General features: G+C 72.2%; 14 protein-coding genes. 11 read left to right on the plus strand and 3 right to left on the minus strand.

The window, feature by feature from the left end:
• The first annotated feature begins 266 nt into the window (after positions 1-266).
• The 3 genes from HUN59_RS03780 to HUN59_RS03790 are packed head-to-tail and all read left to right on the plus strand — an operon-like array spanning position 267 to position 3,423.
• The gene (locus HUN59_RS03780; RefSeq protein WP_144804820.1) at positions 267-1,208 is read left to right on the plus strand and encodes a carbohydrate ABC transporter permease; all 942 of its coding nucleotides are present in this window, start codon (positions 267-269) and stop codon (positions 1,206-1,208) included.
• A complete protein-coding gene (locus HUN59_RS03785; RefSeq protein ID WP_144804822.1) occupies positions 1,208-2,038 on the plus strand; it encodes a carbohydrate ABC transporter permease in 831 nt (276 codons plus the stop codon). Before HUN59_RS03780 ends, HUN59_RS03785 begins: the two co-directional genes overlap by 1 nt.
• A 41-nt stretch (positions 2,039-2,079) precedes the next feature.
• Positions 2,080-3,423, plus strand: a complete 1,344-nt coding sequence (locus tag HUN59_RS03790; RefSeq protein WP_174777552.1) for an extracellular solute-binding protein — start codon at positions 2,080-2,082, stop codon at positions 3,421-3,423.
• A gap of 72 nt (positions 3,424-3,495) precedes the next feature.
• Here HUN59_RS03790 and HUN59_RS03795 read toward each other — a convergent pair whose 3' ends face one another.
• The gene (locus HUN59_RS03795; RefSeq protein ID WP_174777553.1) at positions 3,496-5,589 is read right to left on the minus strand and encodes an ArnT family glycosyltransferase; all 2,094 of its coding nucleotides are present in this window, start codon (positions 5,587-5,589) and stop codon (positions 3,496-3,498) included.
• A gap of 107 nt (positions 5,590-5,696) precedes the next feature.
• On the opposite strand from HUN59_RS03795, the gene HUN59_RS03800 reads away from it, so the two are divergent.
• Positions 5,697-5,996 (plus strand): hypothetical protein, encoded by a 300-nt coding sequence (locus HUN59_RS03800; protein ID WP_174777554.1) that lies wholly within the window; start codon positions 5,697-5,699, stop codon positions 5,994-5,996.
• Positions 5,997-6,080: 84 nt separating this feature from the next.
• On the plus strand, positions 6,081-7,358 hold the full coding sequence (locus tag HUN59_RS03805) for an endo-1,4-beta-xylanase (protein ID WP_254629984.1): 1,278 nt from the start codon (positions 6,081-6,083) through the stop codon (positions 7,356-7,358).
• Between the two features lie 96 nt (positions 7,359-7,454).
• Here HUN59_RS03805 and HUN59_RS03810 read toward each other — a convergent pair whose 3' ends face one another.
• Positions 7,455-8,042, minus strand: a complete 588-nt coding sequence (locus HUN59_RS03810; RefSeq protein ID WP_174777555.1) for a TetR/AcrR family transcriptional regulator — start codon at positions 8,040-8,042, stop codon at positions 7,455-7,457.
• Between the two features lie 78 nt (positions 8,043-8,120).
• On the opposite strand from HUN59_RS03810, the gene HUN59_RS03815 reads away from it, so the two are divergent.
• Together HUN59_RS03815 and HUN59_RS03820 are read left to right on the plus strand one after the other, a co-directional pair.
• Positions 8,121-8,855, plus strand: coding sequence for an SDR family NAD(P)-dependent oxidoreductase (locus tag HUN59_RS03815; RefSeq protein ID WP_174777556.1), 735 nt, complete (start codon positions 8,121-8,123; stop codon positions 8,853-8,855).
• Between the two features lie 97 nt (positions 8,856-8,952).
• Positions 8,953-9,936, plus strand: a complete 984-nt coding sequence (locus HUN59_RS03820) for an amidohydrolase family protein (protein WP_174777557.1) — start codon at positions 8,953-8,955, stop codon at positions 9,934-9,936.
• Here HUN59_RS03820 and HUN59_RS03825 read toward each other — a convergent pair.
• Entirely contained in the window at positions 9,929-10,234 is a 306-nt protein-coding gene (locus tag HUN59_RS03825) for a putative quinol monooxygenase (protein ID WP_174777558.1), read from the minus strand. The two genes, HUN59_RS03820 and HUN59_RS03825, sit on opposite strands and share 8 nt — an antisense overlap.
• Before the next feature lie 97 nt (positions 10,235-10,331).
• On the opposite strand from HUN59_RS03825, the gene HUN59_RS03830 reads away from it, so the two are divergent.
• From HUN59_RS03830 to HUN59_RS03845, 4 genes are all read left to right on the plus strand, one after another.
• Positions 10,332-10,772 carry an NAD(+)--rifampin ADP-ribosyltransferase gene (locus HUN59_RS03830; RefSeq protein WP_217483614.1) on the plus strand — a complete coding sequence of 147 codons (441 nt, stop codon included), beginning with the start codon at positions 10,332-10,334 and terminating at the stop codon, positions 10,770-10,772.
• A gap of 216 nt (positions 10,773-10,988) precedes the next feature.
• Positions 10,989-12,359: an MFS transporter gene (locus tag HUN59_RS03835; RefSeq protein ID WP_174777560.1), complete on the plus strand. Its 1,371-nt coding sequence runs from the start codon at positions 10,989-10,991 to the stop codon at positions 12,357-12,359.
• 5 nt (positions 12,360-12,364) lie between these two features.
• Complete coding sequence (locus HUN59_RS03840) at positions 12,365-13,198, plus strand: sugar phosphate isomerase/epimerase family protein (protein ID WP_174777561.1); 834 nt, start codon at positions 12,365-12,367, stop codon at positions 13,196-13,198.
• The gene (locus tag HUN59_RS03845) at positions 13,195-14,364 is read left to right on the plus strand and encodes a Gfo/Idh/MocA family protein (RefSeq protein ID WP_368076202.1); all 1,170 of its coding nucleotides are present in this window, start codon (positions 13,195-13,197) and stop codon (positions 14,362-14,364) included. Before HUN59_RS03840 ends, HUN59_RS03845 begins: the two co-directional genes overlap by 4 nt.
• Positions 14,365-14,409 lie beyond the last annotated feature (45 nt).

A 14,409-nucleotide genomic window follows, 5' to 3' on the forward strand; every position in this document is an offset into this window, starting at 1 on the left:
GGGCACGGTCGGGGTGGGTTCGGTCATGTTCCCGGTGTACGACGCCCGCGGCGCTGGACGCGGAACCCCCGGCGTCGCGCGGCCGTCCCACGGGTGAACTCCGGCGGCGCTCCGGGGTCCACGGTGTCCCGTCCGGGCCCGGTGTCGAACACTGCGTGAACGGCGGGCGGCGGGACGTCGACCTCGCTTGCGACCGACGCTGCCGCGCCTCCACAGTGGTGTCGTCCCCAGATCGGGAACGTTCCCTAACCCGAGGAGTCCCCACCATGACGGTCTCCGTCCGGCCCGGCCTCGTCGCCGGTCGCCAGCGGTCCGCCCCGGCCACCCGCTCCTGGCACCGAGCCGACCGACGCGTCGGCGTCGTGCTGCTCCTGCCCGCGCTGCTCGTCTTCGCGGTCTTCGTCTTCTGGCCGCTCGGCCGGGTGCTCCTCCTCAGCACGCAGGGCACCGACATCTTCGGGCAGCCCGCCGGCTCGGTCGGCCTGCAGAACTACGTCAGGACCCTCACCGACCCGGCGTTCGGTCGGACGATGCTCAACACCGCGGTGTTCTGCGCCGGGGTCGTCGCCGCCCGGGTGGTGTTCGGGCTGCTCATCGTGGTGCCGCTCACCGCGAAGCTCCGCGGCACACCGGTCTACCGGGCGCTCCTGACGTCCCCGATGGTCGTCTCGGTGTCGGCCGCGTCCGTCGCCTTCGCCGCGATGCTCGCGCCCGGGACCGGTCTCGTCGACACCGTGGTGCAGCAGTTCGGCGGGACCCCGGTGCCATGGCTGACGAGCACGCACTGGGCGCTGTTCAGCGTGATCGTCGTCACCGCGTGGGGGTCGCTCGGCTTCACCGTCCTGCTGCTCCTCGGGGCGTTCGGGGCGATCGACCCCGAGGTCGTCGAGGCGGCCCAGCTCGACGGTGCCGGACCCCTCCGGGCGTTCTGGTCGGTGTCGCTGCCGCTGGTCACGCCGACGCTGTTCTTCGTCGTCGTCACCGGCACGGTCGAGGCCCTGACGACGTTCGGGCAGATCCAGATCCTGACCGGCGGGGGACCAGCGGACTCGTCGAAGACCCTCGTCTACGCGATCTACCAGCAGGCGTTCGGGTCGGCGAGCGCGAACTTCGGGCTCGCCGCTGCCCTCGGGGTCGTGCTCTTCCTGCTCGTCCTCGCGCTGTCGCTCGTACAGTTCGGCGTGCTCGAGAAGCGGGTGCACTACTGATGGGCCCGCGCACCGCACGACGCGTCCGCAGCACCCTGCTGCACGTCTGGCTGATCGTCGCCGTCGTGGTCGTCTGCTTCCCGCTGTACTACGTCTTCGAGGGGGCGCTCACCCCGTCCGAGTACCTGCACCAGGGGCTCCCGGGACTCGTCCCGATCCACCTCGACCTCGGCAACGTCGAGCGGGCACTGCAGGTCGCACCGCTCGGTCGGCAGTTCCTCAACAGCATCGTCGTCACGCTCGCCCAGACGACGTTGCAGGTCGTCATCGGCATCGTCACCGCGTACGCCCTGGTGTTCTGCCGGCTCCGCGGGACCCGGGCGATCTTCCTCGTGCTGCTCGCGAGCATGATGATCCCCGGCGAGACGACCCTGATCGCGAACTACCTCACGGTCGCGTCCTGGCACCTCATCGACACCCTGCTCGTCGTGTTCCTGCCGTTCGTCGCCTCGGCGCTGACGATCTTCCTGTTCCGGCAGGCGTTCCTGTCCTTTCCCGCCGAACTGCACGAGGCCGCCGTGCTCGACGGCGCCGGGCACTTCCGGTTCATCCGGTCGATGCTCCTGCCCGTCACCCGTCCGACGCTCGTCTCCGTGACGCTCGTCAGCGCGACCGCCGCCTGGAACGGGTTCTTCTGGCCGCTCCTCGTGACGAACTCGCCCGAGAACCGGACCGTGCAGGTCGGCATCGCGCAGCTGTCCAACGCCGAGGCCTCGGACGTCGGCGTCGTGCTCGCCGGCGCGGCGATGGTCACACTCCCCGTGCTGCTGCTGGTCCTGGTGGCCCAGCGCTTCCTCGCCGGCGGGATCACCGCCGGCGCCCTCAAGTAGCCCCACCCATCCCGACTCCGTCCCCACAGAAAGGCACCCCCATGCCCGCTCGTCGCTCCTCCGTGCTCGCGGTCGCCGCCGCGTCCGCCGCGGCACTGCTCGCCCTCACCGGCTGCTCCGCCTCCGGCTCCGCCACCCCCGTCGCGTCCTCGGGACCGGTCACCGTCGACTTCTGGCACGCCATGACCGGCCCCGCCGCGACCGAGCTGGACAAGCTCGTCAGCCAGTACAACGGCTCGAACGAGCAGGGCGTGACGGTGAAGGCCACGTTCCAAGGCCAGTACGCCGACGTCCAGACGAAGTACACCGCCGCGGTGCAGTCCGGTTCGACCCCGGACCTGCTCATGATGAACGACGTCTCGACCGGCTTCATGGTCGACTCCGGGCAGACCGTCGCACCGTCGACCTTCGCGAAGGAGACCACCACGGGCGGGAGCATCGTCCCCGCCGCGAAGGCGTACTACAGCGCCGGCGACGGCCTCGCCGCGATGCCGTTCTCGGTCTCGATGCCCGTGCTGTACCTCGACAAGGCGATCGTCCAGCGCGCCGGACTCGACGTGACGAAGCCGCCGACGACCCTCGACCAGGTCGCGCAGTGGGCCGACCAGATCCACCGCACGACCGGCCTGTACGGCATGAGCATGAACATGGCCGACTCGTGGATGCTCGAGGAGCTCAGCGCCTCGGGCGGCCAGCCGTTCTGCACCCCGTCGAACGGCCGCACGGGCAAGGCGGTCACGGGCGTCTCGCTCACGTCGGACACGCAGGTCGCCTTCATGACGACGCTGCAGGGGCTGTACCAGGACGGTGCCGCGCTCAACCCGGGCACCGACTCCGCGGCGCAGAACTCGGCGTTCTCGAGCGGCAAGGTCGGCATGGTCCTCACCTCGTCCGGTGCCTACACGACCCTCGACCCGACCGGCACGAAGTCCGTCGTGTCCACCTTTCCGACCACCTCCGGCGCGAAGGACGCCGGCGCGGTCATCGGCGGCAACGCCCTGTGGATCTCCGGCAAGGGCCACTCGTCCGCCGAGCAGCGCGCCTCCTACGACTTCGCCGCGTGGCTCGAGACCCCCGAGGTGCAGGCCGAGTGGGCGAAGGCGACCGGCTACCTCGCGGTGAACACGGCCTCGAAGGACACCGCGGTCGGCAAGCAGTCGCTCGCCGACCCGAACGTCGCGACGATGTACCGCCAGCTCAGCGACGACCCGACGAGCACCGCGAGCGCGGGCTGCGTCACCGGCGCCTTCCCGACCGTCCGCGCGACCGTGATCGGCGCGTTCAACAAGGTGGTCGAGGGCGCGGACGTGCGGTCCACGATGCGGGCTGCGGAGACGCAGGCGAAGTCGCAGATCGCGTCGTACAACGCGGCCGCCGGCAAGTGACGCTGCCGGACTGACGGATGGGAGGTACGGGGCGCGTCCGCCCCGTGCCTTCCATCGTGCATCCGGTCCCGTTCAGGAGCAGCGCTCGAGCGCGAAGGACGTGCCGCGCCCGCCGAAGGACCGACCGGGGGCCGCGTCGGCGAAGGTCGAGCCCCAGCGCTGCACGACCCGGCAGCCGAGGTCGTCGGCGGCGCGACGGACGGGATCGGTGGCGGCGGCGCTCGACGCGACGACGAGCAGGTGGGTCCGACCCGACCGGACGATCGACTCCACCTGCGCTGCGGTGAAGACCGGGACCCGGCCGGAGAACCCGCCGTCGGTCAGGACCTCGTCGCCGGTGTCGCCGATGACGTCGGCGGCGATCCGCCACGAGTCGGTGAGGAACAGCGGCGCCCCGTCCTGACCACCACCGGCACGCCGGGCCGCGCCGACGAGGGCGGCCTCGTCGGCGGGCAGCCGGGTGTGGCCGCCGACCACGTCCGGAGCGGAGATCGTGAACGCCGCGGTGCCGGCGGACCGACCGCGGGCGGACGAGCCACCGCCGCCGCCGCGGCCGAGCGCGAACGCCCGCTCCGGGGTGCCGCCGCGGGCGAAGGCGCCCTGCCCGACACCGACCGACGCGTCGCCGCCGCTGCCGTCCCGTGCGGCGTCGAGGACCTGCAGTGAGAAGCACGCCGGTCCGAGCACCACCGCGGCGACGAGCAGCCCAGCCGCCGTCCGCCGCCCGCGGGTCGACGCCACGGTCGGGTCGCTCCGACGCCAGCGGACGACGAGCAGCACGAGCGCCACCACGGTCGCCCCGACGGCGGCCGTGCCGAGGAGCGCCGGCTCGGACGATGCCCGAGCCAGCCACGCCCACCACGCGCCCTGGACCACGAGCAGGCCGACGGGCACGAGCCGCAGCCGGCGGTCGGTCGCGTCGACGAGGCTCGCGGCACCCCACCAGCCGAGCGCGCCGAGCGCTGCGAGCTGCACGCCGATCCCGGCGACGTAGGCGGTGTGCGGGAGCCGCAGGACGGACAGTACCGCGACCGCCGTGACCAGCCACACGACCAGGGCGACGAGCGTGGCGGCGGGGACCCGTGCCTCCCGTCCGGCGGTCCGGCGCCACCACCGGGCCGCACCGATCCCGATGCCGGTGAGCGCTGCGGGCCACGACCAACCGACCTGCGACGCGTAGCGCGGCGAGAAGAGCTGCAGCAGCGAGTGTCCGCCGCCGCCGCGGCCGGCGGTCGCCGTGCGCCACGCATCCGCGACGTGCGTCCCGGCGTGCCCGACGGCGGCACCCAGTGCGCCGACGGCTCCCGGCCACAGCCCGGGCAGGAAACGGTCGACACCGTTGTAGCCGAACACCATCGCGAACACGCTGTCGTCGGTCGACCCGTCGAAGTACGGGTGGTCACCGGTCGGCAGCAGGCCGAGCACGACCGACCACGCGAGGCTCGCGACGACCGCGGCGCCGAGCAGCGCGGCGACGTGACCGGTGGCCCGGCGCCACCGCGATCCCGGGCCCGCGGTGGCGACCACGGTGGCGAGCACCAGGGCGGGCAGCACCATCCAGGCCTGCAGCATCTTCGCCTGGAAGCCGACCCCGACGAACAGCCCGGCGAGCAGCAGCGGCCACCACGTCCGGGTCAGCGCGGCCCGCTGCCACCACACCAGCGCGACGGCGAGCGACATCGTGAGGAGGCCGTCCTCCATCGGGTGGCCGAACATCGACACGAAGATCGGGGTGCTCGCGGCCAGTGCCGCGGCGACCAGGCCGGCCCGGGCGCCGAGCCAGCGGAGGGCGACCACGGCGACGGCGAGCGTCGTGACCGCGCCCTCGACCACCTGCGGCAGGGCGAGCGACGCGGTGGACATCCCGAACAGGTGGATGCTGATCGCCTGCGGCACCGCGAAGCCGGCGAGCTTGTCGAGCGTCACCGTCGCGCCGGGGTCGAACGAGCCGGAGAGGAACGCGGGCAGCGACTCGGACATCGACCGCGCGGCTGCGGCGTAGAAGGACATGTCGCCGCCGCGGGCGAGGTTCCAGCTCGTCAGGACCGCGCCGAGCACGACGATCGCGGCCAGTGTCGTGCGCTGGGGGACGGTCTGGTGCCACCACCGTGCGGGGCGTGCGGCGGCGGGGTCGCCCGACGTCGGGGCGGGGTGGTTCGGGTCCATGCGCCGAACATTGCGCCGGAGTCGATGAAGGAGCCTGGGGTCACCGGTCCGCAGGACTCCGGTTCGTTCAGGAGCGGTACCAGGATGCGCATCGGTAGGGTTCCCGGATGCGTCCTCGTCACTCCGCTCGTCGTGCCGCGCTCCTGCTGGCCGGCCTCGCTGCCGGGTCGGTCGTGGTCGCCGCGGCCGCCGAGCACCTGGCCTGGCCGGTCGCGCCGGCGTTCCCGTGGGCGCACGGCGGGTCGTACTCGTACGTCGCGGTCCGGTCCGGCGAGGCCGTCGCGCGCGTCGCCCAGGTGGTGGTGTGGGGGTCGTCGGCGCTCGCCGTGGTGCTGTCGCTGGCCGCGGTGGTGGCGGGCGCTGTCGCCAGCAACGCTCGGCGGACAGACGGGGCAGTGCGTCCCTGACAGCCCGCGGGTCCACTGCTATGTTCGGCCGCACAACAAATCCCGCTCGACGCCGGTGTCGACGGGTGCCGGGGAGTGGTCGGGATGCACGGAGTGGTCGGGATGCACGGAGCGGTCGGTTCTGAGGGAGCACCGCAGCACGCGGTCGCGCACCGCACGGGCACGGCGGTCCTGACCGTCGTCGACCGCCACGGCGAGCCGCTCCGCGACGCCGAGGTCACCGTCGAGCAGACCCGGCACGCCTTCACGTTCGGCAACATCGGGTTCGACTTCATCGGCCTGGCGAACGGCGAGCGGGAGCCGATCGGGACGGCCGACCCCGACCACCTCGCGGACCTGTTCACCGACGTGTTCACCACCGCGACGCTGCCGTTGTACTGGGGCACCTTCGAGCCGGAGCCCGGCCGTCCCGCGACCGACCGCCTGCGTCGCACCGCGGCGTGGTTCCGCGACCGCGGTCTCGACGTCAAGGGCCACCCGCTCGTCTGGCACACCGTGCAGCCGGACTGGCTGCTCGGCCGGCCCCTCGACGAGGTCGAACGACTCCTCCGCGAGCGCATCCGCCGCGAGGTCGGCACCTTCGACGGGCTCGTCGACACGTGGGACGCGATCAACGAGGTCGTCATCATGCCCGTGTTCGACAACGGGCCGAACGCGATCACCCCGCTCGCCCGGGCGAAGGGCCGCATCCCGATGATCCGGTCGGCGTTCGAGGAGGCCCGCGCGGCGAACCCCCGGGCGACGCTCCTGCTCAACGACTTCGACCTGTCCAGCGCGTACGAGTGCCTGATCGAGGGTGTGCTCGAGGCCGGGGTGCAGCTCGACGCGATCGGTCTCCAGACCCACATGCACCAGGGCTACTGGGGCGAGGAGACGATGCTCGCGATGGTCGACCGCTTCGCCCGGTACGGCCTGCCGCTGCACCTGACCGAGACGTCCCTCGTCTCCGGCGAGCTCATGCCCGCGGACGTCGTCGACCTGAACGACCACCGCGTCGACTCGTGGCCGTCCACCCCGGAGGGCGAGGCACGACAGGCCGACGAGCTCGAGCGGCACTACCGCAGCCTGGTCGGGCACCCCGCGGTCGAGGCGATCACCTACTGGGGCATCACCGACGCCGGGGCCTGGCTCGGGGCACCGATCGGCCTGGTGCGGGCGGACGGGACGCCGAAGCCGTCGTACGAGGCGCTCCGTCGTCTCGTCAAGGACGAGTGGTGGACGCCGCCGACCGTGCTGCGCACGGACGACCGCGGGCAGGTGCGGACCACCGGGTTCCGCGGCGCGTACCGGGCGACCGTCCGCGGGACGGCGACGGACTTCTCGATCGGTCGGCAGTCGACGGAGGTCACGCTCACGACGTGACCGGATGACGGACGGGAGGCACGTGGCAGGCCCGCCACGTGCCTCCCGTCCGTCCCGAGGTGCGCCATGGTCGACGGTGCAGACGACTCCCGACCCTCAGTGGTCGCCGTCCGCGGCGGCGATCGCCGTGTGTGCGAGGTCCCGTGCTGCGGAGGCCCAGGGGCGGGAGGGATCGGCCTGCGCGCTCGCCATCGCTCCGTCGTACAGCAGGCAGAGCTGGAGGGCGACGCTTTCCGGGCTCGCGATGCCGGCTTCTGTGAGGAGCCGGACGAAGAGGCCGCGGACCCACTCCCGGTGATCGAGTGTGACCGCGTGGGTCGGATGGCCGACCCCGTACTCCGCCTCCACGTTGATGAACGGGCAGCCACGGTAGCCGGGCTCCGCGAACCACTCGCCGAGCAGGTCGAAGACAGCGAGGACCCGCTCCCGGGCGTCGGCGCCGCGACCAGGGAGCTCGGCGGCGACGTGCGCCTGCCATGCGTCGCTGCGTCCGCGGAGGTAGCCCAGGACGAGGTCGTCCTTCGTGCGGAAGTGCGTGTAGAGGCTGGCCTTCGAGATGCCCGCCTCTGCCGCGACCTGATCGACCCCGACGGCGTGGATGCCCTGCTCGTAGAAGAGACGGTCGGCGGTCGCCACCGCCCGTTCGTACGCGGGGCGGCGACGCTTCGACGTGGTTGCGGTCATGGTTTGACAATACTGCACCGATCTGTACAGTTGCGATCAACCTGAACAGATCTGTTCAGCCAAAGTCAGGAGCAGCACATGAGCAAGACCGCCCTCATCACCGGATCCACGAGCGGCATCGGTCGCGCCACTGCAGAGATCCTCGCCACGCGGGGGATGCACGTGATCGTGTCGGGCCGAGATGCCACGCGCGGAGAAGCCGTCGTGGCCGAGATCCGCGCCGCGGGTGGACAGTCCGACTTCGTGCGAGCGGACCTCCGCGACGCGGCCAGTGCGACCGGCCTCGCGACCGAGGCGCTCCGTCTCGGCGGCGGGGCGGTCGACGTCCTCGTCAACAGCGCCGGGATCTTCCCGTTCGGACCCACCGCCGACACCACGGAGGACGGCTTCGACACCGTCTACGCCCTCAACGTCAAGGCGCCCTACTTCTTGGTCGCCGCGCTCGCTCCCGGCATGGCCGAGCGAGGCGCCGGGTCGATCGTCAACGTGACGACCATGGTCGCCGAGTTCGGTGCCGCGGGCATGGGGCTGTACGGCTCGACGAAGGCAGCGCTCGTCCTGCTGACGAAGTCGTGGGCAGCCGAGTTCGGGCCCGCTGGTGTGCGCGTGAACGCGGTCAGCCCCGGGCCGACGCGGACCGAGGGGACCGCCGCGATGGGCGAGGCCTTGGACCAGCTGGCGGCGGCGGGTCCCGCCGGACGACCGGGGACGGCACACGAAGTCGCGGAGGCGATCGCGTTCCTCGCCTCGGACGCGGCCTCGTTCGTCCACGGAGCCGTGCTCCCTGCGGACGGAGGCCGGATCGCGGTCTGACCCGGAACGTCGCGACCGGATCGTCGCGACCGGACCGGGCGGGCATGCGGGACGGCGGTCCGCCCGGTCGCCGAAGGTGGGCGTAGCGTCGGGCTCCGTGGACGAGACACTGATCGGGATCGAGGAGCACTGGACGTCGGAGCCGGTCGACAAGGCGTTGCGGGCCTTGTCCGGGGATGCCGCCGACGTGAGCCTGGTCCTCAACGACCACGGGGACACTGCTCGACGGCTGGCCGACCTGGACGAGCTGCGGCTCGAGGCGATGGACCGCCAGGGCGTCGACGTGCAGGTGCTCTCGCTCGCGCCGCCCGGGGCGCAGGTGCCCTCGGCGGCCGACGCGGTCGCGCTCAGCCGTGACGCGAACGACCGCGCGGCCGATGCGGTCCGGGTGCACCCCGACCGGTTCCGGGCGATGGCGACGCTGCCGCTCGTCGATCCGGTCGCGGCAGCGGCCGAGCTCGAGCGCGCGGTCGCGTCGGGCCTGACCGGCGTGATGGTCTACGGCCGGGTCGGCGACGTGATGCTCGACGACCCGCGGTACGACGACCTCTGGGCCGTGGCCCAGCGACTCCGGCAGCCGGTGTTCATCCACCCGCAGGTCCCGCCCCGGGCTGTGCGGAACGCGGTCTACGGCGGGCTCGGGGAGCCGGTCGACCTGGCGCTCGCGACGTTCGGGTGGGGGTGGCACCTCGAGGCCGGCACCGCCGCGCTCCGGTTGATGGCGAGCGGTGCCCTGGACCGGCACCCGGACCTGCAGCTCGTGCTCGGGCACTGGGGCGAGCTCCTGCTGTTCTGGCACAGCCGGGCGGACGGCGTCGCCCGGCTGGCGGGCCTCGACCGGTCGGTGACCGAGTACCTCCGGCAGAACGTCTGGATCACGGCGTCCGGCATGCTCGACCCGGCGCTGCTCCACCACGCGCTCGCGGTCACCTCAGCCGATCGACTGCTGTTCTCGACCGACCACCCGTTCCAGGACCCGTCCTGGGCGGAGATCGCGGCGTTCCTCGACGCCTTCCCGGACGACGACAGCCGGCGAGCATTCGCCTCGGGGAACGCCCGCCGGCTGTTCGGCCTCAGCTGAGGTCGAGCGTCCGCTCGAAGGTGCGGGTCACCGGGGGACCGGCGAGGACCTGGGCGAGGGCGTTCGCGGCGCCCTCCGGGGTGGCGCGCCACGCGACGTAGGCGTCGTGGTCGGCGGCCGTCGTCCAGCGCTCGAGCACGACCGCGCGGTGGGCGTCGGCGTCGTCGACGAGCACCTCGAGGGACTCGTTGCCGGGGAAGCCCGCCGTCTGTGCGAGGGTCTCGCGGACCGCCGAGGCGATGGTGTCGTGGTCGACGTCGTCGCGGAACTGGACCTCGAGGAAGACCGTCTGGGTCACGGGTGCACCTTTCGTCTGCGGGCGGCCGGCGTTCGGCCACCCGTCGAGCCAACCGCACGGTGCTCCGCGGTGTTCCACGTCGGCGTACGCTGCCGCCGTGACCGCTGCGGACGAGACCGGCCCCTTCTTCCACGGCACCCGGGCGGCGCTCCGCCCGGGCGACCTGCTCGTGCCCGGACGCCCGTCGAACCACCGGCCCGAGGTGGTGATGCGGCACGTGTACTGCGCGGCACTCCCGGACGGCGCCGGACTCGCGGCCGAGCTCGCCGTGCTCCTGGTGGAGATCACCGGCGGCGACGCATCCACGGTCACTCCCCACGTCGACGAGGTCGAACCCCTGGGGTCGCTCGAGGATGACCCGAACGTCACCGACCAGAAGTTCCCCGGCAACCCGACCCGCTCCTACCGTTCGACCGAGCCGCTGCGGGTCCTCCGCGAGGTCGACGAGTGGACGCCCCTGACACCCGAGGCCCGCGCGCTCTGGCGCACTCGACTCCTGCGGATGCGCGACGACCCCGCCGCCGTCATCCGCAACTGAGGCGCCCCGGACCCTCCTCCTCGCACGACGCAACGTGGGCGGTTCCTCGCAGCGACATCCCGCTGCGAGGAACCGCCCTGGTTGCGTTTCGCGGTCTGCGGCGACGTTCGAAGACAAAATCCTTCTGTTGCAAGGTTTTCGGTGCTAGCTTCTGCTTCACCTAGCAGCACTAGGTATTCAGAGGGCCCCGCGCCCCCGATGACTCGAGGAGGAGTCATGTCGACACCGACGTCGAAGGAAGAGCCCCAGACCGGGCTCGCCGGAACCGCCAACCCGCCGGTCACCGCGGCCGCCGGGGCGACGAGCACCGACCCCGCAGCCGCGTCCCGCGCGTTCTCGGTCGAGGGCATCACGCAGTCCGTGAGCACCATGCGCGTCGGCGCCGGGTACATGTGGGCGCTCAGCCTCGCGCAGTTCGGCCTCTTCGCCGCACTGCTCACCCCGGTGTTCGTGAGCATGGCGATCAAGGCGACGGTGCTCAACCCGACCAGCCCCGAGACGATCGTCGGCTCGGTCCTGCCGTTCGGTGCCCTCGGTGCCCTGCTCGCGAACCCGCTCGCCGGTGCGCTGTCCGACCGCACCCGGACCCGCTGGGGTCGTCGCCGGCCGTGGATGGTCATCGGCGTCGTCGTCTTCGTCGTCGCGCTCGCCTGGCTCGCCTTCTCGCCGAACGTGCTGCAGCTGACCTTCGCGTGGGTCCTGGCGCAGGTCGCCGCGAACGCGGTCCTCGCCACCCTGACCGCGAGCTTCGCGGACAACGTGCCCGAGTTCCAGCGCGGCAAGGCGTCGAGCGTCATCGCCCTCGCGCAGAACATCGCGATCCTCGCGGGCCTCTACCTCGCGGTGTACCTGACCGGGAACCTGCCGGTGCTCTTCATCGCGCCGGGCGTGCTCGCGATCGTGGTCATCCTCGTCTACGCGTTCGTCGCCCGTGACGAGCTGCCGACCCGCGCGATCAAGCCGTTCAGCTGGGTCAACCTCATCTCGTCGTTCTGGACGAACCCGATCAAGCACCCGGACTTCGGGCTCGCCTGGTGGGGCCGCTTCCTCATCACCTTCGGCACGTTCATGTTCACGACGTACCGCGTGCTGTACATGCAGGAGCACCTCGGCATCAAGAGCCTGGCGGAGGCCACCGCGACCGTCGCCTTCGGCGTGCTGCTCTACACGATCGCCCTCCTCGTCAGCGCCGCCGTATCGGGCTGGGTGTCGGACCGCGTCCGTCGCCGCAAGGTCTTCGTCTGGGGCTCCACGGCGCTGACCGCGGTCGGCCTGGTGATCCTCGCCCACGTCGACTCCGTCGGCGGGTTCTACTTCGCCGAGATCGTGCTCGGCTTCGCGTTCGGCATCTACGCCGCGATCGACACGGCGCTCGTCGTCGACGTGCTGCCGGACCCGGAGCGCCCGGGCAAGGACCTCGGCGTCATCAACATCGCCAACGCCCTGCCCCAGTCGCTCGCACCCGCGGTCGGCCTGTTCCTGCTCGGCATCGGCGGTGGGCAGAACTACACGCTCATGCTCTGGGGTGCCGGTGTCGCCGTGCTCCTCGGCGCCCTCGTCATCCTCCCGATCAAGAAGGTCCGGTGACACCCGTGATCCCCACCGTCTCCCTGCAGCTCTACACGGTGAACGCCGCCCTGGAGCCCGACCTCGACGCCGGCGTCGCCCGGCTCGCCGCGATCGGCTTCGACACCGTCGAGGCGTTCGCCTTCGTCGACCGGGCCCCGCAGCTCAAGCAGGCGTTCGACGCGCACGGCATCAGCGCGAAGACCGGCCACGCCTTCCTCGTCGAGGAGTCCGTCCCGCTGCCGGACGGTTCCGTGATGACCGCCCCGTCGCACATGGACACGTTCGCCGCGGCGGCGGTGCTCGGCATCGAGATCGTCATCGACCCCTTCGTCGGTCCGGACGCCTGGACGACCCGCGAGGGCGTCGAGCGCGTCGCCGCCCGGCTGAACGCCGCCGCCGAGGAGGCAGCGGCGCAGGGCATGCGCGTCGGCTACCACAACCACGACCACGAGCTCCGTCCGCGCATCGACGGCAAGCCCGCGCTCCAGGTGCTCGCCGAGCTGCTCGACCCGCGCGTCGTGCTCGAGCTCGACTTGTACTGGGCGTCCGCCGCCGGCATCGATGTCCCCGCCTTCGTCGCCGAGCTCGGGAACCGCATCGTCGCCGTGCACGTGAAGGACGGCCCGATGCGCGAGGGCATCTCGACCGCGTCGGTCCCGACCGACCAGACCCCGGCCGGCCAGGGCGACGTCCGGCTCGCCGAGGCCCTGGCCGCCGCGACCGCGCTCGAGTACGCCGTCATCGAGTTCGACGGCTTCGACGGGGAGATCTTCGACGGTGTCGCGCAGTCCCACCGGTGGCTGACGGAGACGCTCGGCGCGGCGGCCACCCCGAACAAGGACGAGGTGCACGCATGACCCGCACCGGCCGCGTCGGCGTCGGCTTCATCGGCGCCGGCATGATCAGCGAGCAGTACCTGACGAACCTCACGACGTTCCCCGACGTCGAGGTCGTCCGGATCGGCGACATCGACACGGCCCGCGCCGCCGAGTCCGCCGCGAAGTGGGGCGTCCCCGCGTCGGGCACCGGCGAGGACGTCCTCGCCGACCCGGACGTCGAGATCGTCGTGAACCTCACGCTGCCGGCCACCCACGTCGAGGTCTCGACCGCGGCCCTGCGCGCGGGCAAGCACGTGTGGAGCGAGAAGCCGATCGGTGTCGACCGCGAGAGCGCCGCCGGGCTGGTCGCCCTCGCCGACGAGCTCGGCCTCCGCCTCGGCATCGCCCCCGACACCGTCCTCGGCACCGGCTGGCAGACCGCCAAGCGCGCGATCGAGGCGGGCGTGATCGGCACCCCGCTCACCGCCGTCACGAGCATGCAGTGGCAGGGTCCGGACGTCTTCCACCCGAACGCGTCGTTCCTGTACGCGAAGGGCGCCGGTCCGCTCTTCGACATCGGCCCGTACTACTTCACCGCGCTCGTGCACCTGCTCGGCCCGGTCGAGTCGGTCGTCGCGACCGGGTCCCGATCGCGGGAGACCCGGCAGCTGGTCGTCGGCCCGAACGCCGGGCAGGAGTTCCCGGTCGAGGTCCCGACGCACGTGTCGGTCCTGACGTCGTTCGAGCAGGGCGGGAACGCGCAGTCGCTGCTGTCGTTCGACACCCCGCTGTTCCGCCACGGTGTGTTCGAGGTGAACGGGACCGAGGGCACGATCGTGCTGCCGGACCCGAACACGTTCGGTGGCGGTCACCCGATCCGCATCGCCCGCCCGCTCGGGAAGGACGTCTCAACGTCTCGTTCCCGTTCGAGCAGGACTGGGAGACGCTCTCCGACGAGGAGCCGACGGTCGGTCGCGGCCTCGGCGTGCTCGACATGGCCCGCGCGATCCGCGGTGGCGGCTCGCACATCGCCACCGGCGAGGTCGGGTACCACGTCCTCGACACGATGGTCGCCGTCGAGGAGTCGATCGCCCGCCGCGCGTTCGTCCCGGTCGCGTCGACCGTCGCGCCGATCGCGTCGCTGCCCGAGGGCTTCGACCCGCTCGCCGCGACCCTGGAAGGCGCGCCCGCCTCGGTGTAGGTGAGCGGTGACGGACGGGAGGCACGGTGTCGGCCGGCACCGTGCCTCC

It is taken from the genome of Curtobacterium sp. Csp2 (assembly GCF_013347165.1).